Here is a 26,537-nt window from a genome sequence, read left to right on the forward strand (position 1 = left end):
ACTTTCACAATCAAAGATCATTCAGACATCACCAAAACAATGTCATACCTGCACACCAATTACACACAGGCTAATTTTGAGAATAAGCCTTTGGTTGTGACGATATCGCCACAAGAGAAAGATCGATCAAAGGCTCAAAACCGTTTGTACTGGTTATGGATGGCGCAATGGTCAAAGCATCAAGGCACAGATAAAGATTATGAGCACTTACTATTTAAGAAGAAATTCCTTGCACGAATCTATGATCGTGATGATGTTGGTCAATATCGGAATACATTTGCCGCAGTTAGAAAACTCAAAGAAGAGCAGCACTCAATGTATCAGCAAGTCGCTGATGGGTTGAATGAACTGATTAGCACTAAAGATGCATCGATTGCTCAATTCACAGAATACTTAAACGACATACATGCATTTTGCTTGAAGCAAGGCTGTTACTTAGAAACGCCTGATGATTTGATGTATGCATTGGGTTGAAATATAAACAAAAGCATCCATAACTAATTTTTTAACCTAAAAGAGTAAGTTATGACAAAACCCAACCCAGTAAATCAAACCCATTTAATCATTGCTGCTATTTCAGCCAGTTTTGCAAAAGCATTAGATAAACACAATCCTGGTTTTAAAGAAGACTTTTTGAGCGAGCTTGAAGAAAAGTATTATGAAATTAGAGAGAGTGAACTTTCACATATTGAAGTAATGGAAACTCTAACTTGGACTAGAGAATTTACTCAAGGCAATGATTGATTTAATAAAATTATAGAAACTTACAATGAGAAATTAAAATGAAAGACAATGCTATGTTTATTCAAGTTGGTAGAACCCACTACAATGTAAATGCTATTAAATTTTTCCACACAAGCTCGGATTGCACAAAAGTAACATTACACTTTATTGATGGAACAAATGAAGAGGTGCGTTTTGAAGGGGAAGATGATTACGGAAGTTTTTTGCGAGAATTGCGAAACATAAAAGCATAGGTCAAGGCCCTCTTCGGAGGGTTTTTTAATGGGAGAAATTCATGGTCTGTAAATCATGTGAAGAACGTCGTGAATGGATGAGAGTTCAATATGAACGAGCAAAAGAAAGAACAGCTGAAGCAATCAACCGCATTAGAGGAATTGCTGACAAAGATAGTGGAACAGAACACAACACTGATTCAGCAGATAGCGAACAAGGATCAGATAATTTTGGCAGCACTGGAACAGAACAACGAACTCCTGTTGCAACTCATGGAACAAGAGTTAGAACAACCAAGGTCGAGAACGTTGGATTAGATAATGAAACTACAAACACTCAAGCCGAGACTACAGGCACAGAGAACGCCAAGACAGAATAGTTGGGGTTCAGGTCGTGGTGGTCGTCCATGGCGCAGACTCAAAGCAAAGATACACCTAAGAGATAAGTACACATGTCAGAGCTGTAGTGTTGTCACTATGGAGCTTGAGTTAGATCACATCGTTAATATTGCACAAGGCGGCAATGATGATGAATCAAACCTACAGAGCTTGTGTGTGCCTTGTCATAAAGATAAGACACAACGGGAAAGCAGGGCATAAGTTTAGATTTCAGAGAAAACGCGTCATTCTGGCGCACAATAATGCAAATGATAAAAATTATCAATTGCAATAATGCCATAAGGGGGGATGGTAAAAATTTTTTTATAAATTTCTACGGACACCGCCCACCAACTCATTTATAAGAAAAAATCTCATTTCAAAAATATGTTAAAGGAAGGTATATGGCTTTAACAGAAAAAAAGAAGGCATTCGCCCTCGCAAAACGAAACGGTAAAGACAATAAGGAAGCTGCTATTTTGGCTGGATGCCCTGAAAAGACTGCATCTGCGGCAGGTGCGCGTTTAGCAAAAGATCCAGACGTGATTGCTTATCTTGAGCGACTTGAGAAAGCTACCCCTGAACAAGTTGTTAAACACGATGTTAAACCGTTAACAACTAGTACAACTATTCAGGCTGCCAAGAATTTAGCTGACCCTTTAGAGTTTTTAGAGTCTGTTTATTCTGATCCAGTTGAAGACATGGCTCTACGGGTACGAGCTGCACAAGCAGCACTCCCATACGTCCACGGCAAAGTAGCAGAAAAGGGCAAGAAAGAAACTAAAGAAGATGCTGCTAAAAATGCTGCAAATGGTGGTGGAAAATTCGGAACATTAGGCTCGCAATTAAAACCTAGTTAGTTGTAAAATATAATTTTAATAGCTTTTAAATAATTATGAATGAGAAATCAATTCTAAAAGATTTACTTGAAAAAGCACCATTGTATACAACCTCAAGTATTTCAAAATCCATTAGTTCGTATGATGATACTCAATTGTTTTTGAAAGAAATAGATTATGAATGTCCAACCTGCGAATGCATAAGACCTTTTCATAATACTGATAGCTCTAACGTTGCTGTTGTCCTTTCTTATAATAAAAGCAAAGAAATGAATTTTGCAGACTTCACCTGCGTATCTTGCAATAAACACAGTAAATTTTTCTTGTTGTATGCGGAAAAAATTGAAGGAAGTATTATTAACATAACCAAAATTGGAGAATTTCCACAAAAAGAACTTAAAAGAAGCAAAGCTCTTAGCAAATTCTTTAAATCGGATAAAGAGGAATATAATAAAGCTGTAATCTGTATGGCAAATGGGTATGGTGTAGCTTCATATGCATACATGCGACGTATTGTTGAGAATAATATCTTAAGTTTGTTAGAACAAATCCAAGAAGTAGTTGCTCAAGATTCAGATATTGCTAAGAGTATAAATGAATTAAAAGCAACAAGCCCAATGTCAGACCGAATTAAAATAGCAAACAATGCTTTGCCAGATTACTTGAAGCCAGATGGATTTAACCCTTTAGGGCAAATTTATGGATTATTAAGTGATGGTGTTCATTCATTATCAGATAGTGAATGTTTAGACAAGGCTGAAAATATTCAAGCTTGTTTGGAGTTTTTAATTAGTGAACTAGCAGCACATAAACAGAATAAAGAAGATTTTAAAAAACGCCTTGCCGCGTTGAAAAGTAAATAGAACCGCCAGATGGCGGTTTTTTAATGGACAGAATAAATGACTGCAATGCTTCCAGAATGGACAACCGCTTGCCCAGACTGGGAGGAGCGTATTGTTCAGAACAAATTATTACTTCCTTGCCCACCGCTTTTCCCTCAAGTAGCGGATGTGGCTGAACGAATCTTTAATGAATTAATTCTTGTGGATGTAATGGGTAGCCCAAAGATGGGTGATGTAACTTATCTATGGGTAATTGAATTTGTTCGCGCAATTTTCGGTGCATACGATCCAAACACAAAGCGTCGATTAATTCGTGAGTTCTTTCTTCTGATTTCCAAGAAGAATACAAAGTCTACGATTGCAGCAGGTGTGATGCTTGTGGCTTTGTTGCTGAATGACCGTCTTTCTGCTGAGCTAATCATTTTAGCGCCAACAAAAGAGGTTGCAGACAACAGCTTCAACCCGATACGTGACTTTATCCGCGCTGATGAAGAACTCAGTGCAATGATCAATGTGTCTGAGCACACTAAGACGGTAACTCACTTAGGTACTGGAGCGACGCTTAAGGTTATTGCGGCAGAATCCAATGCAGCAGCAGGTAAGAAAGCTTCTATCATTTTGATCGATGAGGTATGGCTTTTTGGTAAGCGTGCTAATGCTGAATCGATGTTCCGTGAAGCAAAGGGTGGTTTGGCTTCTCGTCCAGAAGGTTGCGTGATTTATCTGTCTACCATGTCAGATGAAGTGCCATGTGGTGTATTCAAGCAGCTTTTAGACTATGCCCGTGATGTGCGAGATGGGATTAAAGAAGATAAAGGATTTTTACCACTTATCTATGAGTTCCCTAAACATCTAGTCGAATCAGGTGAACACTTAAAACCTGAAAATTTCTACATCACAAACCCAAATTTAGGCGCATCAGTAGACCTTGAATATCTGATTTCAGAGTTTAAAAAGGTCAAAGATGCTGGTGAGGAATCGCTTAGAGACTTTTTAGCCAAGCACTTAAACATTGAAATTGGCATGAACCTCCGTGCTAACCGTTGGGCTGGTGCAGAATATTGGAATTCTCAATCTAAAGGCATAGAACTTGATCAACTCATTGAACTATCTGATGTCATCACGCTCGGAATTGATGGCGGAGGATTGGATGATTTGCTTGGGTTCGCTGCACTTGGGAGATTAAAAGAAGATCCTCGCATCTGGTGGCTTTGGAATCATGCTTGGGCAAACAAGATCGCTTTAGAACGTCGAAAAGAGAACATCCCTAAGTACCAAGACTTTGAGAAAGAAGGCGCCTTAACAATTGTCGATCGAGTCGGTGAAGACATCGATCAACTGGCAGCCATTGCCAAGAAGGTTTATGACAGTGGCAAGCTCAATAAGATCGGACTTGATCCACTTGGCTTGGGTGGCCTTTTAGATGGCTTGCTTGAAGTTGGAATTCCAGAAGATTCAATGTTTGCTGTGCCTCAAGGCTACAAGTTAATGGGCTACATCCTTACGACAGAGCGCAAATTAGCAGAAGGCAACCTCTTCCATGCAGGGCAACAGATGATGACTTGGGCAGCAGGTAATGCACGAGTGATCATGGTCGGCAATGGTATGCGAATAACCAAGCAGGAATCTGGAATAGGGAAGATTGACCCATTAATTGCCACGTTTAATGCTGTGGCTTTAATGAGCCTTAACCCAGTAGCCAAGAATTTAGACATTGATAATTATTTAGAGGATGTCGTGATAGCATGAGCGATTTACAAGACACGGGTTTTTGGACTCGTTTCTGGTCACGATTGACTGGAAGAACACAATTAAAAAAAGGTGATACTTCTTATCCTTTTGATAGCTATATCTCTTCAGGTGGTGCAGTTGTAACACCTGAGACAGCATTGAAGCTCTCAGCAGTTTGGGCATGTGTAAAATTACGTGCTGAAACTATCTCAACTTTGCCTTTACAGCTTTACGATAGTGAAAAGCGCGTTGCAACAGAGCATTATCTCTACCGAATCCTGCATGATTCGCCCAATGCAGACATGTGCGCAAGTGAGTTTTGGCAGGTTCAAAGTGCTTGTTTAGACCTTTGGGGCAACTCATACAACCTGATAACTAAGCGTTCAAATGGTGAGGTGATAGCACTTGAGCCTCTTTTCCCAAGTGAAATGATTGTAAAGCGCAATAAATCGGGTTCTATTGAGTTTCATTACACTGAAAACGGCAAAACCACGATTTATCCAGAAGACAAGATTCTACACTTCAAAGGATTCACTCTGGATGGTCTTGTAGGGCTTTCTGCGATTCAATTTTTTGCTCAAACCATTGGTATGCAGTTCGACGCTAACAACCAAGCACAAGATTGGTTTAAAAATGGCCTTAAAGTAGGTGGTTTCCTTGAGACAGGAGAGCAAACTTTAACTGCTGACCAAAGACAGCGCATGAGGTCCAATCTGGCTGAGTTTAGCAAGGCTGAAAACTCGGGTAAGTACATGGTACTTGAGGCTGGGATGAAGGTTTCAGGAGCTAGTAGCATCCGTATTAATCCTGTTGATGCTCAACTTCTTGAATCACGTTACTTTGGAATTGAGGAAATCTGTCGCGCTTTTGGTGTTCCTCCGCAGTTAATTGGCCACACTAACAAGGCAAGCTCATGGGCATCCAGTTTAGAGCAGACAAATCAGGGGTTTTTGACGTATGCCCTTAACCCACAACTGGTTCGTTATGAGCAAACTATTGCTAGAAAACTACTTTTACCTCAAGACAAGTATAAATACCGCCCTAAATTCTCTGTAGATGGTCTACTTCGCTCAGATGTGGCTAAACGTGGTGATTTCTACGTGAAGATGACTCAAAACGGGTTAATGACACGAAATGAAGCGCGAGAGCTAGAGGATTTGCCAGCATCAACAGATCCAGCGGCAGACAAACTAACAGTACAAATGCAAATGGTGCCACTTGGAGAAAATCAGGGGAAACCTCAATGAATAGAAAAAGTTTTAACTTAGAAATTAAATCCGTCCAAGAGGACGGTTTTTTTTCGGGCTATGGTGCCGTTTTTGGGAATATTGATTGGTATAACGATGTGATTTTACCAGGTGCATTCACTGCTTCTTTAGCCAAATGGCGAGCAAAAAATAAGATGCCACCAGTGTTATGGAATCACAACGACAGTGAGCCAATCGGTATTTATACAAACATCTATGAGGATGAAAAAGGCTTATTCGTTGAAGGCAAATTGCTTATTGATGATGTGCCGAGAGCTAAGTCAACTCACGCACTTTTAAAGGCGGGTGCTATCGATGGCTTAAGTATCGGTTATTCAACAAAGAAGGCCAATCAACAAGGCAATGGGGTAAGAGAACTCATTGAAGTTGATATTGGGGAAATCTCAATTGTTACTCAGCCTGCCAATGAGCGAAGCCTAATCACCTCGGTCAAATCAAAATTAGATGATGGCGAACTACCTACATTACCTGAATTTGAAAAATTCTTGAGAGAGTCAGGATTTTCAAAATCGCAATCCGTTGTTATTGCTAGCAAAGGTTTGCGGCCTCTTCTGAGTGAGTCAGAGGAAGAAACCAAAGAATCAAAATCAATTTTAAATGCTTTAAATATTTTAAAAGGAGTCAGCAATGACTGATCAAAATTTAGAACTACTCACTCAAGAGTTTAAAAAGCAAGTCGATGAAGTCAAAGGTATTGCCGAAGAGTTCAAGGGCAAACGTGAACATGGTGACAAGATCGCTGAAGGTGCAAAACAGGCTGCTGATGAAGCTATTACAAAGCTTAATGAAACAAAAGCACGCTTGGATGAATTAGAGCAGAAAATGGCTCGTCGCCCAAATGACCAGCCTATTGAGCAGAAGTCGTTGGGCCGTCAGTTTGTTGAATCAGAACAATTCAAGTCTTTAACTGGTTCTGCAGGTCAGCGCGGTAAAGCCAATCTCGAAATCAAAGCAACAATTACATCCGCAACTACAGATACAGCTGGTGCAGCGGGTGATCTGGTGCAGATTACACGCTTGCCAGGTATCATTGCTCCGCCAGATCGCAAGCTAACTATCCGCGACTTGCTGATGCAAGGTCGTATGGACGGAAACGCGCTGGAATATGTGCGTGAAACTGGCTTCACAAACAGTGCTGGAATGGTAGCGGAAACTGCCAAAAAGCCAGAATCCGATTTGAAATTTGATCTGGTAAGTACAACTGCCAAAGTTATTGCGCACTACATGAAGGCTTCTCGTCAGATTCTTGATGATGCTTCACAATTGCAGTCGTATATTGATGGTCGCCTACGTTATGGCTTGGCGTTCAAAGAAGAACAGCAAATCCTTAACGGTGATGGTACAGGTCAAAACCTTTTGGGGATTATCCCTCAAGCGACCGCTTATGTCCGTCCAACCGGCGTAACACCTTCTCAAGAAACGATTATTGATACTTTGCGTTATGCAATGCTTCAAGCGATTCTTGCTGAATATCCTGCAAGCGGTCATGTACTTAACCCGATTGACTGGGCGAGCATTGAAACTCTGAAAGATACAACTGGCCAATACATCATTGGTAACCCACAAGGTACCTTAAACCCAACCTTATGGGGCCTTCCTGTTGTTGAAACACAGGCAATCACAGCAGGCAAGTTCTTGACTGGAGCATTCTCAATGGGTGCGCAAATCTTTGACCGTTGGTTGTCTCGCGTAGAAGTGGCTACTGAGAACGAAGACGATTTTGTTAAGAACTTGGTGACTATCCTTGCCGAAGAACGTCTAGCTTTAGCGGTTTATCGCCCAGAAGCATTCGTTTATGGTGATTTGAAGCCAGTCGTTACACCTTAATAGGATAGGGGCGTAAGCCCCTTTCTTCTTTGGAGAAAGACATGAAATATGATGTAAAGCGCGAACATTATGGTGATCAATTCTATAAAACAGGTGATACCCGAGAGGCTGATCCAATTACAGTTAAACATCTTGTAGACAAAGGCGTATTGACTGAACAACAAGAAGAAAAGAAGCCAGTTAAAACAACCAAACAGGTGAAATCAGAATGATTACTTTAGATCAGGCAAAACTACACTGTCGCATTGACGAAGATGATGAAGATTCGTTGGTTATGAAATGGATTGCGGATGCAGAAGAGGTAATTCAAAACGATTTAGATCGTAAAGTGATTGTAGATGAGGCTGATCGAGTAAATGAAACAGACATTTTAGATAATGATTGGCTGGATTCAGCAAGACTAATTTACGTTCAATACCGCTATAGCCGCAGTTTAGAGGGCAAGCCACAAGCTTATTGGGACTTGTTGCAGAAGTTTAGAATCATGGGGGTTTAAATGGCAGATTTAACTCCTGAACTATGTCACCGAGTCACCATCCAACACTATGTTGCTGGCGGACGTGATGACGATGGTTATGAAATAGAAGGCTCATGGCAGGAATACAAAAAGCTTTGGGCCAAAGTCACACCATTGTCAGCAAAAGATTTGATATCCGCTCAAGCTGATCAATCACAAGTCGTTGCCAGAATGAAAATCCGCTACCGAGAAGACATCACCACAGAGATGCAAGTCATCTGGAAGGGTCGAACATTCTCAATCCAAAGCCAAGCACTTGATGACAACGAGACAGGCAATATTTATTGCACTTTCTTGTTGGGGCAAGGGCTGGAAAAACCAAAGTAGAGGTGTTTATGGCAGGAATAGAAGTTGAGATTACAGGTCTTGATGATGTCAAGAATCGACTTCAAAGACTTGCCAAGCCTCGCAAAGCTAGAAGTATTGCTCGCAAAGCAGCACGCCAAGCAATGAACATTGTTAGAGATGCTGCTCGATTAAATGCAAAAGCCATTGATGATCCAGATACTAGAGAGAAAATCTGGAAGAATATTAAAGTATCGCCTGGCAAAAGTAAGAACAAAGATGCAGTAATTATGCGTGTCGGCGTTGATGGTGGTGCAGCTATGAATGCTAATTCGGATCGACAAGCATTAGCTGCAAAACCTGGTGGCAACACGACTTACTGGCGCTTTTTAGAATTTGGAACTTCAAAGATGCCCGCAACTCCATTTATGCGTCCAGCCTTGGCAACAAATATTCAGCAAGTCACAAACAAGTTCGCAGAAGTATTTGATGCCGAACTAGATAAGGAATTGGCGAACCTATGATTTATCTACCGATTTACAAAACATTGAATGCTGATGCTACGGTGAAAGCTATCTTCGGTGACAACCTTCGCATTTATGAAGACATTGCTCCTTTGAATTCACTAGTTCCTTATGCAGTTTGGCAAGAGCTTCCTAGTACAGCAGAAAACAGCATTGATTGCCCCGCTAAGACTGATCACATCATGTATCAGGTGATTGTGTACGACACCAATCAAAAACGTGCTTATGAAGGGCGTGATGCAATCCGTAGAGCATTGGAAACCCAAAGCTATATCTTGAATCCCCGAATCAGCAACTATGAGCCAGACACAAAACTATTTAGCCGTGGCTTTGATGCAAATTGGTTCTTAGTTCGATAACAATATTACTTAACCGTAAGGGTCAGATTTGAAATTTGACCCTTTTTTTATGCCTGGAGAAATGCAATGGCAGAAATCAAAGTACAAGGCACGAATGTCTATGCATTCGATGGCACAACAGTAACTCAACTAGTTTGTTTAACTGGTATCGACTTGGGTAGTGACTCTACTACACGAATTGAAAACACCTGTTTAGACGAAACACAAAGTAAGTCTTATCTGAATGGTCTTAGTGATCCAGCAGAATCAAGTCTTACATTCAATTTAGACCCTGAAAACGAAAGCCATCTCAAGCTCATTGAATGGGCAACTGAAAAGAAAGAAGGCTTACAGTTTTATGTGGGTGCTTCTGATGGAACAGCGCCAGTCACAGCAACAGGTGGCACAGTAACAGTTCCAACAACTCGTTCTTGGTGGACTTTCACAGGAGGACTATCAACTCCTGTTCCTTCATTTGAAGCAGATGCACTTGTTGGCTATACAGTCACATTGCAACGCTCTTCAACAGTTGTTTTCACCCCTAAAACCTAACATCTAGCCCCGAAAGGGGCTTTTACTTTTGAGAATTAAAATGGCTAAAGTAGATTTTAAGAAAGCAAAGAATATTACTAAAGCTGGTGCACCAGTTGAGCGTGATGTTAATTGGACAGTTGAAGTAACCAATGAAAATCTTGAACAATTAAAATCAGTTTCAGAAAACCCTGATTTAAAAGTTGGTGATCAGGTTGAACTTGAAGGCCAAGTCTTTGTTAAGCGCATGAGCTTTAAAGCAAGCCGTGAAGCATCAAAAGCTTTCGAGTGGGATATTGATTACGAAGATGTTGAGAAGTCAAAACTCAAGTCGGTGGATTCTGATCAACTCCAAGCAACACAGCTTTTAGGCACCATTTGTGAAGATGCAAAGGGCACACCCTTCTTCACATCAACTCAAGATGTATATGACTCAGATCCGTCTTTCATTGTGGCTTTGTACCAGATTGCAGACGAAGTGAATAATTTCATGGGAAAGTTAGTCAAGAAGAATTCGAGCGAAACGAGCTCCTCGGAGAACTCGTCCTCAACGGAATCGGTGGATGCACCATTGAAGAAGCAGAGCAAAAAATAAGTATTTCTGAAATGGCTTTCTGGAAAGCCTACAGGTTGAAGTATGGCTCTCTAAACATTGGTCGGAGAGTAGAACAAGCAGTTGGCAACTTGCTATGTGTTTACGCTAATGAACGTCGGAAAAAAGGATCTAAACCTTTTTCACCATTTGACTTCATGCCACATGAGCAGAAGCCTAAGCCTGTTCAGATAGATGTTGAAGACTACATGATGAGTTGGGTGGGGAGGTAGAAAAGCCCCGAAGGGCTTAATCTACCAAGTGTGTAAAACTATTTATTATTTACTGAATTATCATCATTTGGCTTAAAGTCAGGAAAAACCTGAGTTCTAGTTACTTTTAAAGCACCACGTAAAGTATCAGCATGAACACCTTTGCTTTCAAGGTTACCCATTAAATGAACTAATAAATCTTCAACAATCTTTTCATACCGAGTTGCAACTTGATCTGAAGGTATATCTGTAAAACTTTGCTCTAGACGCATTTGTGCTTCAGCATTAATTGAACGCCCATTCTCCAATGCAGCTTCTTTGATTTTCTCTTTCAACTCTTCAGGAATACGAAGATTGAACTGAATATCAGCCATGACTAAACAACTAAATTAAAAATTAGTAGCATTATGCTACCTAAATTTATTGACATCAATGTTAGCGTTTTGCTATGTTATTGAAATGCTAACAATGGCATGAAAGAAAAGACAGGAGAAAAAATGAATGCTGTTCAAATGAATACAAGAATGCCTGAGGAACTGAAGCAGTTCTTGCTTGCACAGGCTAAAAAAGAAGGTCGCTCTTTGAATAACTATTTGGTTAGGCATTTTGAAGAGTTAAAGATGAAATTGACCAGTGAGAATGCGAAAGCATGAAACTAACAGGCACAAAAAAACCTTGCTCAACTCTCACATATCACAAGGTTTAGTTGCCATCACTATGGATGAATACTTATGACAAGTTTAGCACAAAACTTTTTAAACCCAAACAACAAGCCTTTAGTTATTGGTGATTTTACAATTCGTCAAGATGAAGATGGTCGTTATTGTTTGAATGATCTACATAAGGCGAGTGGAGATTTAGCAAAACACAAGCCTTCAAACTTTTTACGTAATCAACAAACACAAGATTTGATCGTAGAAGTAGAAAGCTTCTCAAATATGAGAAGCTCAGAAGAGGACCGATGCTCAAATTTGAGCATCGGTCAAAAAGCAATCAATGTTATTAAGGGCGGAGAAAAACAAGGTGCGTACGTAGTAAAGGAGCTAGTATATGCCTATGCAATGTGGATTAGTCCTAAGTTCCATTTAATGGTTATTCGTGCTTATGACTCACTTGTGATGGAATGGTTGCTAAATGGCAAGCAAACTATTTCACCAGAACAGGCAGGAATTCTTTATAACATTGTTCACACACGAGCAAATGGCAATAAAAACCTAATTGTTCAGATGTGGAGCCGTTTGAAGAATCATTTTAAATACTCCGCCAGTTATCGTGAATTACGTGCAATTCATTTTGAAGATGCTAAGCATTATCTTGAAGTGATGGATTTAACTAGCAAGCCTGAAAAACATGAAACTTCCGATTCTCTTGCACAATTGGATGAGTTTATTAAAAACTTGGCATCACGCTATCCAGCTTTACAAAACCCAATTGCACATGAGATTGCAGAGCAGATTAGTGAAAAAATGCAGTATCAGAACACCAATGATGAACGACTAGTTTATTATGTGGTTGTTAATAAGGGTAAAGTTATTGTAATGCCGCAATCTGTTCATCATTGTTCTTTAAATGTCGTGAAACTTGCAGAAGCAGTTGAGCCATTATTGGAGTTCATTACTGGATATGAAGTAAGACAGAGAGCAAGCAACTTGCGAAAGCTACCTCTTAAAACTGTACCAATGTAAACCTTCATTTTAATTTATGTTATAAATACCCTCAAATAAGAGGGTATTTTTTATGAAAAAGATTGTTTTGGTGGCTATGATTATTCTCGCTTCAGGGTGTAAAGAAAACAACACAGGAATAGATAAAAAAGTAATCAATAAGGCATATTCAGACTGCAAATCTAGTCTAACTGACTCCCTTAAAAGCCCTTCAAGCCTAAAAATTTCAAGTGCTGAAGTTCGACAAATGATGCCAGGTATTGAGCAGATTTATGCTTCTTATGGCAAGAACATGATAGAAGATGGAAAAATTGTAGACTATTTCATTACTGATCAATATAGGTTTCGAACACTTGGTGTAGGTATTAATTATGAGGCTCAGAATAGTTTTGGGGTATCATTAAGAGGGAATTATGTCTGTACTTATTTATATAGCATTGACAAAGAATTAAAAAGCCCATCATCATTTTACTTAACCATGATAAAAGCAGGGACTGATACTGTTTACCCTTTTTCATCTATAGACGATATAGATAGCGCATCAAGTTTCACTATAAATAGTGATATTAAAAGTATAAGTAGTTCAAATGACTTGAGTTACTCAAAAAGGGATAAAGAAGTATATGGTGAATTGATAGAATTAGATAAGTCCACAAAGAGAGAGCAGGAAGCTGAGGAACTGCGCCAAAGTTGGAAAAACAATGTAAAGAATGATTTTCAAGGTGCCAATCTGTCAGGCATCTAAAGCAACTTGATTTATAACCCGCTTCGGCGGGTTTTTTATTGCTCGGAGAAAATAAATGGCTGTAGGTTTAGGAACATTAACACTTAATTTAATTGCCCAAACTGGGCTATTTACTCAGGGCTTAAACCGTGCAGAACAACAGACTCGTACATCTGCGCGAAACATGAGTAATGAATTAAATCTTGTTGGCAGGACATTTAAGGACTTGCAGGGCACATTAATGGCTTCATTTGCTGGAGCTTTAACTATTGGCACTGCGATTGCCAAAATGGATGCTTATACTGGTCTTCAAAACAGATTAAAACTTGTAACAGCCTCACAAGTAGAATTAAACCAAGCCTTAAAAGACACTTTCAATATTGCTCAAGCAACGGGGCAATCTTGGGATAGCACTGCTCAGGTTTATCAGCGTTTTGCAGATAATGCCAAACGGCTAGGTATAACTTTGCAAGATGCATCATCTCTAACTGATACGGTTTCTAAATCAATTGCTATCTCAGGTGCAAGTGCAGCGAGTGCAGAAGCAGCTCTAGTCCAATTTTCACAAGCATTGGCTTCTGGGGTTCTTCGAGGTGAAGAATTTAACTCTATCTCAGAACAGGCACCAGGTTTGCTTAAAGCAATTGCAACTGGTCTAGATACAAACATTGGCCAGTTAAGAAAAATGGCTGCTGAAGGTCAATTAACAGCCGATGTTGTGATTAAGTCTTTAGAAAAAGCAAAAGTTTCAGTAGACGATCTTTTTGGAAAGACAGATTTCACTATTGCAAATTCTTTTACGATGCTGAACAACGCAGTAATTCAATTTGTTGGTGAAGCTGGTAAAGGTAGTGGCGCTGCACAAGTTCTTTCAGGCTCTATAAAAGCATTAGCAGATAATCTAGATGTACTGACCAATGCAGCAATGGTTGGTGCTGCATTTTATGCTGGTACGTTTATTCCAGCCATTTATGGAAGTGTAACAGCAGGATACGCAAAAACTAAACAGTTAATCGAGCAAACAGCTGTGCAATATGCAACGATCAATGCTGAACGAGCTGCAGCTGCACAAGCATTGGCAAGTGCTCAGGCAACAGCAGTCAATACACAGGCAACTTTAGCAGCACTTGCGGCTGAAAAAGCGCTTGAAGTTGAGCGACTCAAAGCACAGATTAATCAGGCAGGTCGAATTGCCACTGCTACGCGTATGGCTCAATTGCGCCGAATCGAAGTACAGGTAACTGCCGAGCTAACTGCAGCAGAGACAGCACTTGCAGCTGCTCGCACAAGATCGACAGCAGCAGCAACTATGTCAACACGGGTTGGTGCAGGTTTGCTGGGTGTCTTAGGTGGGCCTGTAGGCTTAGGATTGACTGTTGCTGGTGTTGCTGCAAGTTACTTAATCATGCAAGACAATGCGGACAAAGTTAACAAAAAGTTGATAGAGCAAGCTTCTGTAGCTGACAAAGCCTCATCTGAACTAAATAAGCTTCAAGGGGTTGAACGTAAATCCGCAATTAATGACTTAACAGAAGCATTTGCTGCCCAGAATGATGAGTTAAAGAAATCAGGATTTGCTGTAAGTGCTGCATTGATTGATATCCAAAACTATGAAAAAGGCAACTGGAAAGTAGTTGAAGTTATTAATCAAGCAAATAAGGGGACAATCAGCTACAACGATGCCATCAAAAAATTGAACGACATGAAGATTTCGTCTGATTTATACAATGCTTTAAAGAAACAAGTTGAGCAATATGATGCAAACTTCGAAAAAGCCAGTAAATCAGCTACAGCTTTAAAGATTTTTGGAAAAACAGTTGTTTTGACTGGTAACGATGCACAAAATGCTGCATTACAACAGCAAAAACATGTTGATTCTTTAAATGATTCTGCAACAGCAGCAGATAAAGCTAATGATGCTTTAACAAAGTATCGAGACAAATTAAAAGAGAACGCTTTCTCTGGTCTATATAAACAAGGCCTCTTGGAACAAGGTTATAGCCCATCTCAGGCTGGAGCAATTTTTGACTTACAACAAGCACGAGGAATGAGTGCAATTCTGTCAAAAGATGAAATTTCTAGCGCCTTAAATGTCTTAAGGATTACTGAACAAACAGCAAAAGCAGAGCAGGCTTATAATGACCGAATCAAGCAAAGTTCAGGTGCTTTGAAGAAGGCTGCTGATGAAGCAAAGCGCAGACAGGAAGAACAAAAGCGATTAGAAAAGGAGCAGGCACAATCTAGAGATCAAATCAGCTTCGAATATGCGGATGATTTTACTCGGATGAACATTGATTACCAAAAGCAAGTCGCTGAAATCAATAAGGCTAATTTTGGTTCTGAGCAATCAAAATATCTAGAAGCCGCAAAAGCTAGATATGATTTTAATACTGAAATGTATTTACGCCAAATTACAGAAGAGAATGATTCATTCCGATGGTCTGAGGAATATAAGCTTCGATACTTTGATGCGACTCAGAGAGAAATCATAGAAAATTCTGGTAAGTACAATGAGGATATTAAGCAATTAAAGCTTAATTCGCTGAAGGATCAAACGGAGCAAGAATTAGCATGGCTAGAGCTAGAAAAGCAACAGCGCCTTCTTGAATCGCGCCAGTTCTACATGTCTGACTCAGAATACATGCAAGAGCGTTACCAATTGGAACGAGAAGAGATAGCTAAGAATTTAAAGCTTACTCAAGAAGAACGTGATGCACGTATTGCTATGAACCTTGCAGAAGAAGAATATGAGAAACGCAAGAATCTCAAATCTGCTTCAATGGCATGGGGTCAAAGCTATGCTGATATGACTGGTTCAGGAGTGAGATTCCAGATCGAGCAAGATAGATTCAATCGTTACGAGGAATCTCAAGCACTATTTGATTCACAAATGGCTTTGGCAGAGACCGCAGCTGAGCGTGAAGCGATTTGGCAAGCACACAACGAACGCATGCGGATAATCGATGAGAATTACTGGAATAGCACTAAAGCTTATCAATTAGGAATGGCAGCTGATGTTTTTGGTGGTTTATCAGGTGTGATGCTTAACTTTGTTGATGAAAGTTCGAGTTCTTACCGAGCTTTAGTTGCTATCCAAAAAGGCGCAAACCTAGCCAGCGTTTTAATGAATAGCATTACTGCTATTTCGGCTGCTTGGGCTTCATCTCCATTCCCTTACAATCTTCCAGCGGTTGCTATGGCAACAGTTGAAACTGGTGCATTGCAAGCGACACTTCAGGCGTTTACACCTCAAGGCTTCGCAAACGGTGGTTACACAGGTGCAGGTGGCAAATACGATCCAGCAGGCATAGTCCATAAAGGCGAGGTTGTTTTCTCCCAAGCTGACGTTGCTCGTTGGGGTGGTGTTGGAAATGTTGAAGCATTAAGAACTGGCAAAGGTTTTGCTGATGGCGGCGTTGTAGATACTAAAGTTTTGGATATGGCAAATAACCAAGCTATAAGTGGCTACTTATCTGATCGTCAGACAGCAAATGAACAAGCATCAAGTCAGCAATCACAGCCTTTAAACATGTCAGTGAATAACTTTGTTGATTGGGATTCAGGAGTTCCTGAAGCCATGGCTACACCAGCAGGAACAAAAGTTTTCATGAATATGATTAAACGAGAAAAAACAAAGATTAATGCTTTGTTAGGGAGAGCTTAATTTAGAGCTTCATGCAAAATATCCAATTAGTCTTACAGGTATAAGGAGAGAGGTGATTAAGGTGTGAGCAGTAATTGTTTTATTAACCTAAAAACCTCTTCCAAACCCTATTGACATGATTTATTATTTTTTCAAGCGAAGCCGACTCTAAACAAGTCGGCTTTTTTAGTGCCTGAAAAAAGTTCTGGAAGAAAAATCTTGATGGTTTTTTACATGTGTAAATATTCAAAAGCAAGGAAAAAACCGACGGATGAAGTGAACTCTAAAGAAATTTAGAATCACAAAAAAGCAAAAACCCCAGTGCGCCAACACTGAGGTTTTAATTAACAGTTAAGGAGTATCAACTATTAATGAATCAATCTGACGAGAATAGTAACACCAAACCCATTATTAGTATAGAGGGTAAAATGAGCGCTAAAGATGCTGGAAAGGTAGCCATCATTATGGCTTATGGGAAAAGCATATCTTTGATTGTGGCAAGTTGTACAGGTCTAATCACGGCTATAACAGCACTCATCTGGAGGATTTCTGGATGATAGTTAAGTTTAAAAACAATACTTAGAACCGACCAATTTAAGGTCGGTTTTTTTATGGGTGAAATATATGAAAGTCACAGTGAACGGGCATGAATATATCTTGCTCACGAAATGTCCTTTGCTTGAAACCACAGAGCGTTACGAGTTTAAGACTGATGTTCACCAAAGTTTTGATGCTTCTGGTGAGGAAAGGATTCCTTTACTTGATGCTGCAAGACAATCCTTTAATTGGGCGATGATGGCGTTTAGAAATGAAGTGCCTGAAATGTTCAATGATTTGTATTCGTGGATGCGAAAAGAATATTTAGTACCTCAGCCTTTAGAAAGTCAGAGTGTAGGCGATTTGTCTGATGACTTTATTGAGACAGATACTAGCAATTTAGGTATTAATGTTGGGACTTTGATTTTGATTCAAGCTGTCGGAGTTTTAGTGGTTGCTGAAGTCACTGAAATCGGACGCTATGAAGTCATCGATGGAGTTCCAACTTACATAGATGGTTATCGATTAAATGAAGCTGTCATAGCAACTAATGCACAAATACAACCACTGAGAAAAGCCATTATTGCAGGCAATCCAACATCACAAGCCAATGGCCTAATGTTCAAGCCTACAATCGCTTTAAGAGTTTTGGATAGCGTTGAATATCCAATGGCGGCAGATCCCCAACAGTACAAAGGAGATGATATTTACTTTACTCCTTTGCTGCTGGATGGAGACTTCCTAGATATCAACTTTGAACAGCATCAAACGATTGTAGATGGTGAGATAGGGCAGTTCTGGCAGTTCACGCACTGGTTCAATCCTCTGCTCAACAAGAATTTCCGTGTCATCATGAAGAACCGGCAAGAATACATTGACTATAAGAAGTGGTTTTACCACAGACGTGGTCGTTTGAATCAGTTCTGGATGCCAAGTTATCAGAACAATTTCAATTTGGTTTCGCGCAGTAGCTCAAGTATCACAGTGAAGAATGACAACTTTTTGAGTGATCGAAAAAATATTGCAATCAAGGCCAATGGCATCTGGACGGCTCACTCAGTCACATCATCAAGTGTTAGTGGCGAAGACATTGTGATGAACCTTACACCGCAGCCACCAGTAAACATTGAGCGTGTGTCATATCTTGGCTTGTATCGCCTGAATAGTGATGCAGTAGAGTTCTATTTTAAAGGTGCTGACATTGTTGAAGCCACTGTTCCAATAGTTGAGTTATCGCCATGATGAACTTATTTAAATCTAAAAAGGACTTATTTGAGTTCAAGCATGGTGACAAAACGTGGTACTTCACAAGTGCTGCAAAGGCTGTAGAGCATAATGGCCATACTTATCTGCCGCTGGTAGTGAGTCGTGGCAACATTGATGATGAAGACATTGATAAGTGCGATACAGAGATTACCTTTCCATATCCGATGCAGTTACTAAATGAAGATGGAGACGATCTACAAGCCTTATTCATCAACAAGATTTATTTTAAAAGTGTAACAGTCACGATTCTGGAGCTGTACAAAGGTGAAACCTTAGTCATTCACATTGGCCGCATCACGCAGCCAAAGTTCGTTGAAACACAAGATGAGAACACCATGACACTTGTGAGTTCTACAGCAGAGACACAGCAGAACAAAAGCATTCTCACTCGTAAGTTTCAGAAGACCTGTTCAAATAAAATCTACGATCGTATTTGTGGTTTGAAGATTGGGGACTGGTCAGTTGATGTGACAATTACAGCAATCGATAACCTGACAATTACTTTCACTGTAAACCCAACTCCTGTTCTAGATGAAAATGGCGACCCTGTTTTAGATGGAGAAGGCAATCCAATAACAGAAGTTAAGGCGTATCCAGATAATTACTTTAGTCGAGGTGTACTTTACAACGAAGGTATTTTCACAACAGTTTTATCTAGCACATCAAATACTGTTAATTTGGAAAGACAGCATTTTGGGCTACAGATCAGTGATGTGATAAAGCTTGCACCCGGATGCGACCAGACAAGAGCAGGCCCTTGCCATACTATTTTTAACAACCATTTGCGTTTCATGGGTTTCCCGAATATACCAGCATCCAATCCTGTGAACGACCAAATAATTAAGTGAGGTGAGCCATGTTTGCAATTATCGCTATTGTTGTGGCTGTTGCATCAGCAGTCTATTCTTACTACTCGATGCAAAAAATGCAGAAAAAGAACAGACCAGAACCTACGCAATTAGATGGTTCACTAGCTGATGAGGGTGTCTCTTTTTCATCTGTTTTTGGCTCTCCACATATACATGGGAATATCACATGGATCGGGAACCAAGATACCCAAGCGATTAAAGCCAAAGGAGGTAAGAAGTGACCTCTACATATATTAGAAAGCGCCCTGAAATTTCAGGGCGGATTTATATGCGGCATCTTCGAACAGTCGACTTATGTGCAAAAGGTTCTTTGAAGATTTTCACTGAATACTATGGAATGACAAACAAAGAAGTCTCTTATTTTTTTGCTAATGGAATGCTGATTGAAGAATTTGTTCAAAGATTTGGTCGTGATGCTATGGCATTAAAAGCGATAGAATTTTACGAAAGTGAGAATGGCAATGGGTGGAAGCAGTAAACAAACAGTTGGTTTTAAATACTTTGCAGGAATGCAAGTTGCTATCGGAAATTGTATTGAACAGATTCTAAATGTTAACCCTGATAAGCGCGGATGGATCTTCACTAGACTAGAAGAAATTGATCAGCTTAAAAATGGCGATACTTCTATTGTTGTTAACAAGCCTGATCTTTTCGGTGGTGATAAACAGGAAGGTGGTTGGGTAGGCACTATTGATATTCATACAGGAAGAGAAGAATATTTGCGGCAAAATGAATATCTTGCTGCTAACGATAGCGAATTGGTTTCTTCCTTTCCGGGTTTATCTCATCTTGTTTATCGAGGTTACAACGCAGATCAGGGATTTCAGCTTGTCTCAATGTCAGGAATGCTTAAAGAAGTTCTTTACTGGCCAAAGCGTACGCGTATCAAGGATGATGGAGTAGAGCAATGGTATAAGTCATATATTGATTCAACTACCTCATCTGAGATTTTTGTTTGCGAAATCGGGACTGTCAAAACTTATACTAGTAGTAAGAATGGCCCCTTTTACCCGCTTACATTTAAAGTTAACAATGGTGTTAATAGGAATAGTGATGGATATGAAGGGTTTGATGCCAATATTGGATCGTCGTCGTATGGCGGAGCGCCAAACCCTACAATTTCAGAAACACTCTATACAGAGTTTACTTCATCAGGATTTACACAATACGATTTGGTTGAATTAACCTGTGTTATTAATGGTTGGTATGAACGCTTAGAGATTGATTATGTTGGTAGCTTTGCAGAAGTAAAAACACAGCAAACCAATAATGTAATTGATAATAGTAAAAATATTGTCATTACAGCATTAGTCCGTGCCAATTCTACATCATTCCCTTATGTACGGGTTAAAGCAACAGGCACAGTGCCTGCGGAAGGAACTAATAAATTTAACTTTTCACAGGGTACTCTCTATCGACCTGTAGACCAGCCATATAATTGGCAGGGAGACGAACCTCAGAAAGATATAAACCCAATTCATCAAATTCGCGAAATCATTACAAATGACACTGCAATGAATAAGCCAGAGGCAATGATAAATGATGATAATTTTAAATTTGCCGCACGAAGAATTTGGGATGAAGGTTTAGGTGTCTCTGGGGCTTTTACAGAGAAATCTTGTAAAGAGGCTATAGATGAGCTTCTTTTTCATATCGAAGCTGGCATTCGATTAAATAGACAAACTGGTCAATACGAGATTGTTTTGTTTAGAGATGACTTACTTAATTTAAGTACTGCCCAAGTATTTACTAAAAGTAATATCAAGTCATTCAACATTGAAATTGCGAATGTTGAAGATGTTATTAACTCAGTAAATGTGAACTACTATGATCGTGAGAATATAAAGGATTCTTCGTTTTCTTTAGATGAAATTGGGTCGGTAATGTCATCTGAAGTAAATGCACAGACGCTAGATTTCCCTTATTTCATGAATCGTCGTAATGCTGAGTTAGTTGGGAATTGGAAACTTAAACAGCTCTCAACACCAACTAGAAAAGGTACATTCACAACAGGCAAGTATGAAGCTCGCAAGATCAATAAATATGATGTTGTGAAGCTGACTTGGCAAAATCAAAATATGGTTGATGTTCCAGTTAGGATTATGAAGATTGGACTAGGAGATGGTCGTGACAATACTGTGACTTTAGACTGGGTTGAGGTGATTCCTTACTCATCAACAGTATTTCCTACAATTAATGTTGATCCGCCTACATCAGTTGTTTTACCGCCACAACCAAACCTAAGTATTGTCTTCGAAATGCCTTATTTTGAAGCTGTGCAGCGATTTGGACAAACACAAGTTGATGCTGAGTTGGCAAATAACCCCGATCTTGGATATTTGGTTGTTGCAACTAAAAAGCCACAGAGCAACTCAATCAATGCTTTGCTCTATACGAATAATGGAACTGGATATCAACAAGCTTCAATTATTGATTACTGCCCAGTAGCTACTCTTGATCAGGCAATTAGCTATTTAGATGCATCATTCGCAGTTAAAAATGTTGCATCAATTAGTCAAGCAGAAGTCGGCACTTTGATTCTTTGTGAAGATGAATTAATGGTTTATCAAAGTTACGACACTGAGACAAAGATATTAACTGTAAAGAGAGCAGCACTAGACACTGTACCTAAACCGCATTCACCTAATGCGGTTTTTTATTTCTATGATGAATTCAATGCCTTCGATCCTGAACAGTATGTATTGAGTGAGGTTATTGATTCTAAGGTGCTTACAACAACACCAAGCGGAATATTGGGTATGGAAGAAGCGGATGTAATTTCTCTTGAGATTGATGCACGACCAATTCGTCCTTACCCACCATCAAATGTAAAAATCAATGCTGAATACTACCCAGTTGATGTTGACTCAGAAATTGTTTTGTCATGGGTTAATCGAAATCGCTTGCAACAAACTGGTGGCTCAATACTTGGTTGGACAGAAGGAGGTGTGTCTTTAGAAAGTGGGGTTACTTACAAACTTAAAATTATAGGTATTGAAATCAGCAATACTGAGACAGTTGTATTTGATGCGGATATTGGGGCTGTTAACAGCTACACATTTAGTATCACAGAACCACAGTATGTTAAATATCGCATAGAGCTTTGTTCTGTTCGTGAAGGCTATTTGAGCTATCAATTGTTCTCTCATACTGTTCTGACTTCACTTACCGCTCCAGTAAATTTAACTGCAATTTATAGCCCAACCTAGGAGGCGACATGGCAAATGTAAAACTAGAGTGGGATCAATATAGTATTGCAGATACCTTCAATATCTATCGCTCAACAACACCAATGGATGCAGGGGATCTTCCTGCACCTATTGGAACTACTACTAGCAAAGAATACATTGATTATAGTGTAGAAGTTGATACGACTTATTATTATCGTGTATCAGCAATTCGTGGGGCAGATGAAAAATTGAGTTCAGAAGTATCTGTATTCACTTCTGATGATCCAAGTGCAGCACATCTTACAAATCATTTAACTTTCTCAAACTCAGATTTGTTTGATTTGAAACAGGAAGGGGATTGGACGGCAAATAATGGAACACCAGTATTTGTAACAAGCGGAGGTAAGATAGCACTTAGTACGAGTAAGCCATTTTATATCGCATCACCAAACACTCTGTCTACTTCATCAGTGTTTAGCTTGGTAATGGATATTACTTTCACTGGTGATCCATCCTACAGTCAAGATTCATTTTTTACTATTAGCATGGCATCTGGTTCTTATCTTGAGTTTTTTCGATTTGGGAATGGGAGTGGAATTATATGTGAATGGAATATTTTTGGAGATAACGGAACAATTGAAGCGCCAATGTCTCTTCCTAATAATTCAAGATTCACAATTAAGATTACTAAAGAGTCTAGTGGAGCAACGAAGATATATATAAATGATGTTTTGTCGTATAGCGGAACACACTCATTCTATGTCTATGTAGCATCTGTAATTAATATTGGCAGGAGTTTCACAAACCCAGGTAGGGGGTTAAACGCGATCGTGCATGAATTCAAGTATTACCACAATTACGTAATTTAATTTTTATAAACATACGCCCAATCGGGGCTTTTTTATTATCTGGAGAAAAGAGGTCATGGCGGAACCAGCAGCATCAACAAGTACAGCAACTTTGGGTTTAGCAACAAACATAGCAGGGGGTGGAATGGTTTTAGTGGGCGGTCTTTCAACTACTGAATGGATGGCTGTTTTGGGTGGGGTGTGTGCCTTAGTGGGTTTAATTATTCAAGCTGTAGCTGCTTATCGTAAAGATCAGCGGGATGAAGAGCTACACGATAAACGTATGCATGAGAAAGATTATGACGAACAAGACTAAACTTTTTGTGATTGGTTCAACAATTGCCGCCTCTTTGGGCGGTTTTTTTATTTATGGACCTAGTGATCAGCAGATTCAAGCAACGGCTAGTAAAGAGGGATTTACAGCCAAGCCAGTAATTCCAGTGAAGGGAGATCGGCCAACGATTGGCAATGGTACAACTTTTTACCCGAATGGCCGTGCGGTAAAAATGACTGATCCTGCAATCACGCGTAAACAAGCGTTTGAGTATCTGAAATTTACAATGAATAAAGATGCTCAATCATTCAATAAAACATTGCTCAATATCCCGATTTCCCAGACTGAATATGACCTGTACTTGGATTTCAATTATCAGTATGGAGTAGGGGCTTGGTCTAACTCATCAATGCTGAAGAATCTCAAATCGGGCAAATACAAGGCTGCGTGTGAGTCATTGCTCAAATACAAGTATGTGGCTAAACGAGATTGTTCAATCCGTTCCAATGGCTGTTATGGCGTATGGAAACGTCAGGTTGAGCGTTACCAGAAGTGTGTAGGGGTGAACTCATGACATGGATTCTCTTAAATAAACGCTGGACTGCAATCATTGTTTTATTTGTGCTGCTGGTTATTCAGACTGCTATCACTAGTCATTATGTACGCGAGCTAAAGGCCGCTGAAGATAAATGTTTTGCACAGATTCAGGATATTGAGCGTAAACAGGTTAAAGCCTTGGCTGATGCTCAAAACAAGGTCAATAAAGCGAGTGCTGATTATGAAAAACTCAGGTCTGAACAACAAACAAAAGTCGAAACCGTTACGCGTGAAGTGCAAAAGATCGTTGAACGTCCTATTTATCAGCGTGATTGCTTTGATTCTTCTGGGTTGTCAGAAATCAACAGTCTTATTAAAGCCGACAGTACCCGCGAATCTAATTCAACCTTGTCCGACTTTGAATCAGATCGAAGCAGGGACAGGTAAAGATGTTCTGTTGTGGGCGGTTGATACTGTAGCGAAATATAATGAATGTGATGCAAAACATGCAGCATTGGTAAAGGCCCTCAAATGAGGGCTGTTAATAATATAGATAAGGCATTTTATCTGGATAGGAGGTCTTTTTGTTGCAAGTAAAACATTCGCCTATCCAGTAGTAAGTTTGATCTAATTTATTGTTTAAATCTCTTGAGCCATTCAATTTAAATAGTTTTGGCTGTCCTTGTTCAGGTTGAAAATCCTCTGTACTACAGATTGAACATTTGATTTTTTTACCATCATAAAAAATATGTGGACTCATAATGATTTCTCTTTTGATTTTTTATTAATGAGTTAAGTATATTTTTAAACGATAAATTTATCAATTAACGCGCAATAGTCCAGACCAAGTAAAAGGATTGTTGCTCAACTTGTCGCGAGACATGGACCAGCCTCTATTTGGAATAAAACATGGGCCAACACTGATTTTACGTTTCCCAAACTTTTCTTGAATCCCTTCGTACGCTTTCATTAGTTTTTCTTTTTCTTCTACTTCATTCATGTCTGTAAGTAGATCATAAATATGTGATGCCTTTGGCTCTAAACATGTCAGTACAACGCCACATTTCTTGAATAACACACCTGGTTTAAATACATGGGTAATCATGATAGAAACAGCGCGAACTAAGTCTGTGACGCAATCTGTAGGCTGTGGGAAGGCAAAGGAAACAGATTTGTTGTAGAAGGGAACATTCTTATCAAATAGATTGGATTGAGCGAAAACAATAAGACAACCGCAAAGAGATTTATCAGCCCTCAATCGTTTACAAGCATCTTGAGCATGCATTGCAATAGCTTCTTTCAGGTCATTTAATTCTGTGACTCTTTGCCCGAATGAGCGGCTTGAGATAATCTGTTTCTTACTCGGTGGTGTATCTTCAATCTCTATGCATGACACTCCTTGCAACTCATTTACAGTTCGGGCCATAACAATGCTAAATAGCTTTTGCATTTGAATAGGATTACTACAAGCCAAATCAAATACGGTATTAATCCCCATGGACTGCAACTTCTTAGTATGCTTTCTACCAACCCCCCACACTTCACTCACATCTATTTTAGATAGATAGTCTTCCTTATTGCATGGGTCCATGCGCACTAAATCACAAACCCCATTGAACTGTTTATTCTTCTTAGCAATGTGGTTTGCAATCTTCGCCTCTGTTTTACTTCTCCCAATTCCTACGCAAACTGGCAAGCCTAGCCACTGCCAAAGCACATTCTTCATTTCATGGCCGTATTTCTCAAGGTCTCTGTAATACTCAAAAGAGGTGAGATCAAGAAAACACTCATCAATCGAATATTGCTCAACTTCATTATTTGCCACAAACCCAGCCAGAATATTGTGAAATCTACGGCTCATCTCAGCATATAGGGCATAGTTGCTAGACATCACCACAACATTATTTTGCTCAACAATATCTTTGATTTGGAATAATGGCACACCCATTTTAATGCCTAAGTCTTTCGATTCCTGCGAACGAGCTACAGCACAACCATCATTGTTGCTGAGCACAATCACTGGCTTATTATTCAGCTTTGGATTAAACACACGCTCGCAACTGACATAGCAGTTATTCACATCAACAAGGGCAAAGATACGGTCACGCATGGCAATCTTGAAAAAGTTACAAATTCAAGATAAATGTTAGAACTGAGCCTGTGTG

General features: G+C 39.6%; 33 protein-coding genes. 31 read left to right on the forward strand and 2 right to left on the reverse strand.

The window, feature by feature from the left end:
- The first annotated feature begins 39 nt into the window (after positions 1–39).
- The 18 genes from F3J02_RS01505 (at position 40) to F3J02_RS01590 (ending at position 10,631) form a co-directional block, all read left to right on the forward strand.
- A complete protein-coding gene (locus tag F3J02_RS01505) occupies positions 40–474 on the forward strand; it encodes a hypothetical protein (RefSeq protein ID WP_167247840.1) in 435 nt (144 codons plus the stop codon).
- Positions 475–525: 51 nt separating this feature from the next.
- Positions 526–744: a hypothetical protein gene (locus F3J02_RS01510; RefSeq protein WP_167247021.1), complete on the forward strand. Its 219-nt coding sequence runs from the start codon at positions 526–528 to the stop codon at positions 742–744.
- A 38-nt stretch (positions 745–782) separates the two neighbouring features.
- Positions 783–977 carry a hypothetical protein gene (locus tag F3J02_RS01515; RefSeq protein WP_167247023.1) on the forward strand — a complete coding sequence of 65 codons (195 nt, stop codon included), beginning with the start codon at positions 783–785 and terminating at the stop codon, positions 975–977.
- A 90-nt stretch (positions 978–1,067) separates the two neighbouring features.
- The gene (locus tag F3J02_RS01520; protein ID WP_171525983.1) at positions 1,068–1,274 is read left to right on the forward strand and encodes a hypothetical protein; all 207 of its coding nucleotides are present in this window, start codon (positions 1,068–1,070) and stop codon (positions 1,272–1,274) included.
- Positions 1,275–1,277: 3 nt separating this feature from the next.
- On the forward strand, positions 1,278–1,556 hold the full coding sequence (locus F3J02_RS01525) for an HNH endonuclease (protein WP_167247025.1): 279 nt from the start codon (positions 1,278–1,280) through the stop codon (positions 1,554–1,556).
- A 182-nt stretch (positions 1,557–1,738) separates the two neighbouring features.
- A complete protein-coding gene (locus F3J02_RS01530; protein ID WP_167247027.1) occupies positions 1,739–2,194 on the forward strand; it encodes a terminase small subunit in 456 nt (151 codons plus the stop codon).
- Positions 2,195–2,229: 35 nt separating this feature from the next.
- Positions 2,230–3,036, forward strand: coding sequence for a hypothetical protein (locus F3J02_RS01535; RefSeq protein ID WP_167247029.1), 807 nt, complete (start codon positions 2,230–2,232; stop codon positions 3,034–3,036).
- Positions 3,037–3,072: 36 nt separating this feature from the next.
- A complete protein-coding gene (locus F3J02_RS01540) occupies positions 3,073–4,764 on the forward strand; it encodes a terminase large subunit (protein ID WP_167247031.1) in 1,692 nt (563 codons plus the stop codon).
- Entirely contained in the window at positions 4,761–5,993 is a 1,233-nt protein-coding gene (locus F3J02_RS01545; protein ID WP_167247032.1) for a phage portal protein, read from the forward strand. The genes F3J02_RS01540 and F3J02_RS01545 overlap by 4 nt, the downstream gene beginning before the upstream one ends.
- The gene (locus F3J02_RS01550) at positions 5,990–6,649 is read left to right on the forward strand and encodes an HK97 family phage prohead protease (protein ID WP_167247033.1); all 660 of its coding nucleotides are present in this window, start codon (positions 5,990–5,992) and stop codon (positions 6,647–6,649) included. Before F3J02_RS01545 ends, F3J02_RS01550 begins: the two co-directional genes overlap by 4 nt.
- A complete protein-coding gene (locus F3J02_RS01555) occupies positions 6,642–7,841 on the forward strand; it encodes a phage major capsid protein (protein ID WP_167247034.1) in 1,200 nt (399 codons plus the stop codon). The genes F3J02_RS01550 and F3J02_RS01555 overlap by 8 nt, the downstream gene beginning before the upstream one ends.
- A gap of 41 nt (positions 7,842–7,882) precedes the next feature.
- Positions 7,883–8,053 carry a hypothetical protein gene (locus F3J02_RS01560; protein WP_167247035.1) on the forward strand — a complete coding sequence of 57 codons (171 nt, stop codon included), beginning with the start codon at positions 7,883–7,885 and terminating at the stop codon, positions 8,051–8,053.
- Complete coding sequence (locus F3J02_RS01565) at positions 8,050–8,337, forward strand: head-tail connector protein (protein ID WP_167247036.1); 288 nt, start codon at positions 8,050–8,052, stop codon at positions 8,335–8,337. The genes F3J02_RS01560 and F3J02_RS01565 overlap by 4 nt, the downstream gene beginning before the upstream one ends.
- Positions 8,338–8,685 carry a phage head closure protein gene (locus F3J02_RS01570; RefSeq protein ID WP_167247037.1) on the forward strand — a complete coding sequence of 116 codons (348 nt, stop codon included), beginning with the start codon at positions 8,338–8,340 and terminating at the stop codon, positions 8,683–8,685. It abuts the gene before it with no gap.
- A gap of 8 nt (positions 8,686–8,693) precedes the next feature.
- Positions 8,694–9,167, forward strand: coding sequence for an HK97-gp10 family putative phage morphogenesis protein (locus tag F3J02_RS01575; RefSeq protein WP_167247038.1), 474 nt, complete (start codon positions 8,694–8,696; stop codon positions 9,165–9,167).
- Complete coding sequence (gene gp17 / locus F3J02_RS01580; protein WP_167247039.1) at positions 9,164–9,526, forward strand: tail completion protein gp17; 363 nt, start codon at positions 9,164–9,166, stop codon at positions 9,524–9,526. Before F3J02_RS01575 ends, gp17 begins: the two co-directional genes overlap by 4 nt.
- 66 nt (positions 9,527–9,592) lie before the next feature.
- Positions 9,593–10,057, forward strand: coding sequence for a phage tail tube protein (locus F3J02_RS01585; protein WP_167247041.1), 465 nt, complete (start codon positions 9,593–9,595; stop codon positions 10,055–10,057).
- Between the two features lie 40 nt (positions 10,058–10,097).
- Complete coding sequence (locus F3J02_RS01590; RefSeq protein ID WP_167247043.1) at positions 10,098–10,631, forward strand: phage tail assembly chaperone family protein, TAC; 534 nt, start codon at positions 10,098–10,100, stop codon at positions 10,629–10,631.
- Positions 10,632–10,899: 268 nt separating this feature from the next.
- Here the strand turns inward: F3J02_RS01590 and F3J02_RS01595 are convergent, their stop codons facing one another.
- Positions 10,900–11,214 carry an Arc family DNA-binding protein gene (locus F3J02_RS01595; protein WP_167247045.1) on the reverse strand — a complete coding sequence of 105 codons (315 nt, stop codon included), beginning with the start codon at positions 11,212–11,214 and terminating at the stop codon, positions 10,900–10,902.
- 123 nt (positions 11,215–11,337) lie between these two features.
- Between F3J02_RS01595 and F3J02_RS01600 the strand changes: the two genes are divergently transcribed.
- From F3J02_RS01600 to F3J02_RS01665, 13 genes are all read left to right on the forward strand, one after another.
- Entirely contained in the window at positions 11,338–11,493 is a 156-nt protein-coding gene (locus tag F3J02_RS01600) for an Arc family DNA-binding protein (protein WP_167247047.1), read from the forward strand.
- Between the two features lie 78 nt (positions 11,494–11,571).
- On the forward strand, positions 11,572–12,525 hold the full coding sequence (locus F3J02_RS18530; RefSeq protein WP_228284312.1) for a KilA-N domain-containing protein: 954 nt from the start codon (positions 11,572–11,574) through the stop codon (positions 12,523–12,525).
- Positions 12,526–12,577: 52 nt separating this feature from the next.
- The gene (locus F3J02_RS01610) at positions 12,578–13,249 is read left to right on the forward strand and encodes a hypothetical protein (RefSeq protein WP_167247049.1); all 672 of its coding nucleotides are present in this window, start codon (positions 12,578–12,580) and stop codon (positions 13,247–13,249) included.
- 55 nt (positions 13,250–13,304) lie between these two features.
- Positions 13,305–16,892: a tape measure protein gene (locus F3J02_RS01615; protein WP_216076259.1), complete on the forward strand. Its 3,588-nt coding sequence runs from the start codon at positions 13,305–13,307 to the stop codon at positions 16,890–16,892.
- 603 nt (positions 16,893–17,495) lie between these two features.
- On the forward strand, positions 17,496–18,650 hold the full coding sequence (locus F3J02_RS01620) for a hypothetical protein (RefSeq protein WP_167247050.1): 1,155 nt from the start codon (positions 17,496–17,498) through the stop codon (positions 18,648–18,650).
- Positions 18,647–19,522, forward strand: a complete 876-nt coding sequence (locus F3J02_RS01625) for a phage BR0599 family protein (protein ID WP_167247052.1) — start codon at positions 18,647–18,649, stop codon at positions 19,520–19,522. The genes F3J02_RS01620 and F3J02_RS01625 overlap by 4 nt, the downstream gene beginning before the upstream one ends.
- Before the next feature lie 8 nt (positions 19,523–19,530).
- On the forward strand, positions 19,531–19,764 hold the full coding sequence (locus F3J02_RS01630; RefSeq protein WP_167247054.1) for a hypothetical protein: 234 nt from the start codon (positions 19,531–19,533) through the stop codon (positions 19,762–19,764).
- Positions 19,761–20,021 carry a hypothetical protein gene (locus tag F3J02_RS01635; protein WP_167247056.1) on the forward strand — a complete coding sequence of 87 codons (261 nt, stop codon included), beginning with the start codon at positions 19,761–19,763 and terminating at the stop codon, positions 20,019–20,021. Before F3J02_RS01630 ends, F3J02_RS01635 begins: the two co-directional genes overlap by 4 nt.
- Positions 19,999–22,752, forward strand: coding sequence for a phage tail protein (locus F3J02_RS18535; RefSeq protein ID WP_228284313.1), 2,754 nt, complete (start codon positions 19,999–20,001; stop codon positions 22,750–22,752). The genes F3J02_RS01635 and F3J02_RS18535 overlap by 23 nt, the downstream gene beginning before the upstream one ends.
- A gap of 8 nt (positions 22,753–22,760) precedes the next feature.
- On the forward strand, positions 22,761–23,582 hold the full coding sequence (locus F3J02_RS01650) for a hypothetical protein (RefSeq protein ID WP_167247058.1): 822 nt from the start codon (positions 22,761–22,763) through the stop codon (positions 23,580–23,582).
- Between the two features lie 55 nt (positions 23,583–23,637).
- A complete protein-coding gene (locus tag F3J02_RS01655) occupies positions 23,638–23,877 on the forward strand; it encodes a hypothetical protein (RefSeq protein WP_167247060.1) in 240 nt (79 codons plus the stop codon).
- A complete protein-coding gene (locus tag F3J02_RS01660; protein WP_167247062.1) occupies positions 23,861–24,409 on the forward strand; it encodes a glycoside hydrolase family protein in 549 nt (182 codons plus the stop codon). The genes F3J02_RS01655 and F3J02_RS01660 overlap by 17 nt, the downstream gene beginning before the upstream one ends.
- On the forward strand, positions 24,406–24,819 hold the full coding sequence (locus tag F3J02_RS01665) for a hypothetical protein (RefSeq protein WP_167247064.1): 414 nt from the start codon (positions 24,406–24,408) through the stop codon (positions 24,817–24,819). Before F3J02_RS01660 ends, F3J02_RS01665 begins: the two co-directional genes overlap by 4 nt.
- A gap of 373 nt (positions 24,820–25,192) precedes the next feature.
- Here F3J02_RS01665 and F3J02_RS01670 read toward each other — a convergent pair whose 3' ends face one another.
- Entirely contained in the window at positions 25,193–26,482 is a 1,290-nt protein-coding gene (locus tag F3J02_RS01670) for a Y-family DNA polymerase (protein ID WP_167247066.1), read from the reverse strand.
- Between the last annotated feature and the right edge of the window lie 55 nt (positions 26,483–26,537).

Source organism: Acinetobacter sp. Tr-809 (assembly GCF_011753255.1).
In the GTDB taxonomy this organism is placed as follows: Bacteria; Pseudomonadota; Gammaproteobacteria; order Pseudomonadales; family Moraxellaceae; genus Acinetobacter.

Coding starts and splice junctions, on each gene's coding strand:
- F3J02_RS01545 (WP_167247032.1), top strand. CDS start 4,761: ATGAGCGATTTACAAGACACGGGTTTTTGGACTCGTTTCTGGTCACGA.
- F3J02_RS01590 (WP_167247043.1), top strand. CDS start 10,098: ATGGCTAAAGTAGATTTTAAGAAAGCAAAGAATATTACTAAAGCTGGT.
- F3J02_RS01575 (WP_167247038.1), top strand. CDS start 8,694: ATGGCAGGAATAGAAGTTGAGATTACAGGTCTTGATGATGTCAAGAAT.
- F3J02_RS01570 (WP_167247037.1), top strand. CDS start 8,338: ATGGCAGATTTAACTCCTGAACTATGTCACCGAGTCACCATCCAACAC.
- F3J02_RS18530 (WP_228284312.1), top strand. CDS start 11,572: ATGACAAGTTTAGCACAAAACTTTTTAAACCCAAACAACAAGCCTTTA.
- F3J02_RS01625 (WP_167247052.1), top strand. CDS start 18,647: ATGATGAACTTATTTAAATCTAAAAAGGACTTATTTGAGTTCAAGCAT.
- F3J02_RS01595 (WP_167247045.1), bottom strand. CDS start 11,214: ATGGCTGATATTCAGTTCAATCTTCGTATTCCTGAAGAGTTGAAAGAG.
- F3J02_RS01630 (WP_167247054.1), top strand. CDS start 19,531: ATGTTTGCAATTATCGCTATTGTTGTGGCTGTTGCATCAGCAGTCTAT.
- F3J02_RS01550 (WP_167247033.1), top strand. CDS start 5,990: ATGAATAGAAAAAGTTTTAACTTAGAAATTAAATCCGTCCAAGAGGAC.
- F3J02_RS01655 (WP_167247060.1), top strand. CDS start 23,638: ATGGCGGAACCAGCAGCATCAACAAGTACAGCAACTTTGGGTTTAGCA.
- F3J02_RS01555 (WP_167247034.1), top strand. CDS start 6,642: ATGACTGATCAAAATTTAGAACTACTCACTCAAGAGTTTAAAAAGCAA.
- F3J02_RS01610 (WP_167247049.1), top strand. CDS start 12,578: ATGAAAAAGATTGTTTTGGTGGCTATGATTATTCTCGCTTCAGGGTGT.
- F3J02_RS01540 (WP_167247031.1), top strand. CDS start 3,073: ATGACTGCAATGCTTCCAGAATGGACAACCGCTTGCCCAGACTGGGAG.
- F3J02_RS01560 (WP_167247035.1), top strand. CDS start 7,883: ATGAAATATGATGTAAAGCGCGAACATTATGGTGATCAATTCTATAAA.
- F3J02_RS01600 (WP_167247047.1), top strand. CDS start 11,338: ATGAATGCTGTTCAAATGAATACAAGAATGCCTGAGGAACTGAAGCAG.
- F3J02_RS01620 (WP_167247050.1), top strand. CDS start 17,496: ATGAAAGTCACAGTGAACGGGCATGAATATATCTTGCTCACGAAATGT.
- F3J02_RS01520 (WP_171525983.1), top strand. CDS start 1,068: ATGAACGAGCAAAAGAAAGAACAGCTGAAGCAATCAACCGCATTAGAG.
- F3J02_RS01505 (WP_167247840.1), top strand. CDS start 40: ATGTCATACCTGCACACCAATTACACACAGGCTAATTTTGAGAATAAG.
- F3J02_RS01665 (WP_167247064.1), top strand. CDS start 24,406: ATGACATGGATTCTCTTAAATAAACGCTGGACTGCAATCATTGTTTTA.
- F3J02_RS01615 (WP_216076259.1), top strand. CDS start 13,305: ATGGCTGTAGGTTTAGGAACATTAACACTTAATTTAATTGCCCAAACT.
- F3J02_RS01530 (WP_167247027.1), top strand. CDS start 1,739: ATGGCTTTAACAGAAAAAAAGAAGGCATTCGCCCTCGCAAAACGAAAC.
- gp17 (WP_167247039.1), top strand. CDS start 9,164: ATGATTTATCTACCGATTTACAAAACATTGAATGCTGATGCTACGGTG.
- F3J02_RS18535 (WP_228284313.1), top strand. CDS start 19,999: ATGGCAATGGGTGGAAGCAGTAAACAAACAGTTGGTTTTAAATACTTT.
- F3J02_RS01525 (WP_167247025.1), top strand. CDS start 1,278: ATGAAACTACAAACACTCAAGCCGAGACTACAGGCACAGAGAACGCCA.
- F3J02_RS01670 (WP_167247066.1), bottom strand. CDS start 26,482: ATGCGTGACCGTATCTTTGCCCTTGTTGATGTGAATAACTGCTATGTC.
- F3J02_RS01585 (WP_167247041.1), top strand. CDS start 9,593: ATGGCAGAAATCAAAGTACAAGGCACGAATGTCTATGCATTCGATGGC.
- F3J02_RS01565 (WP_167247036.1), top strand. CDS start 8,050: ATGATTACTTTAGATCAGGCAAAACTACACTGTCGCATTGACGAAGAT.
- F3J02_RS01510 (WP_167247021.1), top strand. CDS start 526: ATGACAAAACCCAACCCAGTAAATCAAACCCATTTAATCATTGCTGCT.
- F3J02_RS01515 (WP_167247023.1), top strand. CDS start 783: ATGAAAGACAATGCTATGTTTATTCAAGTTGGTAGAACCCACTACAAT.
- F3J02_RS01650 (WP_167247058.1), top strand. CDS start 22,761: ATGGCAAATGTAAAACTAGAGTGGGATCAATATAGTATTGCAGATACC.
- F3J02_RS01660 (WP_167247062.1), top strand. CDS start 23,861: ATGACGAACAAGACTAAACTTTTTGTGATTGGTTCAACAATTGCCGCC.
- F3J02_RS01535 (WP_167247029.1), top strand. CDS start 2,230: ATGAATGAGAAATCAATTCTAAAAGATTTACTTGAAAAAGCACCATTG.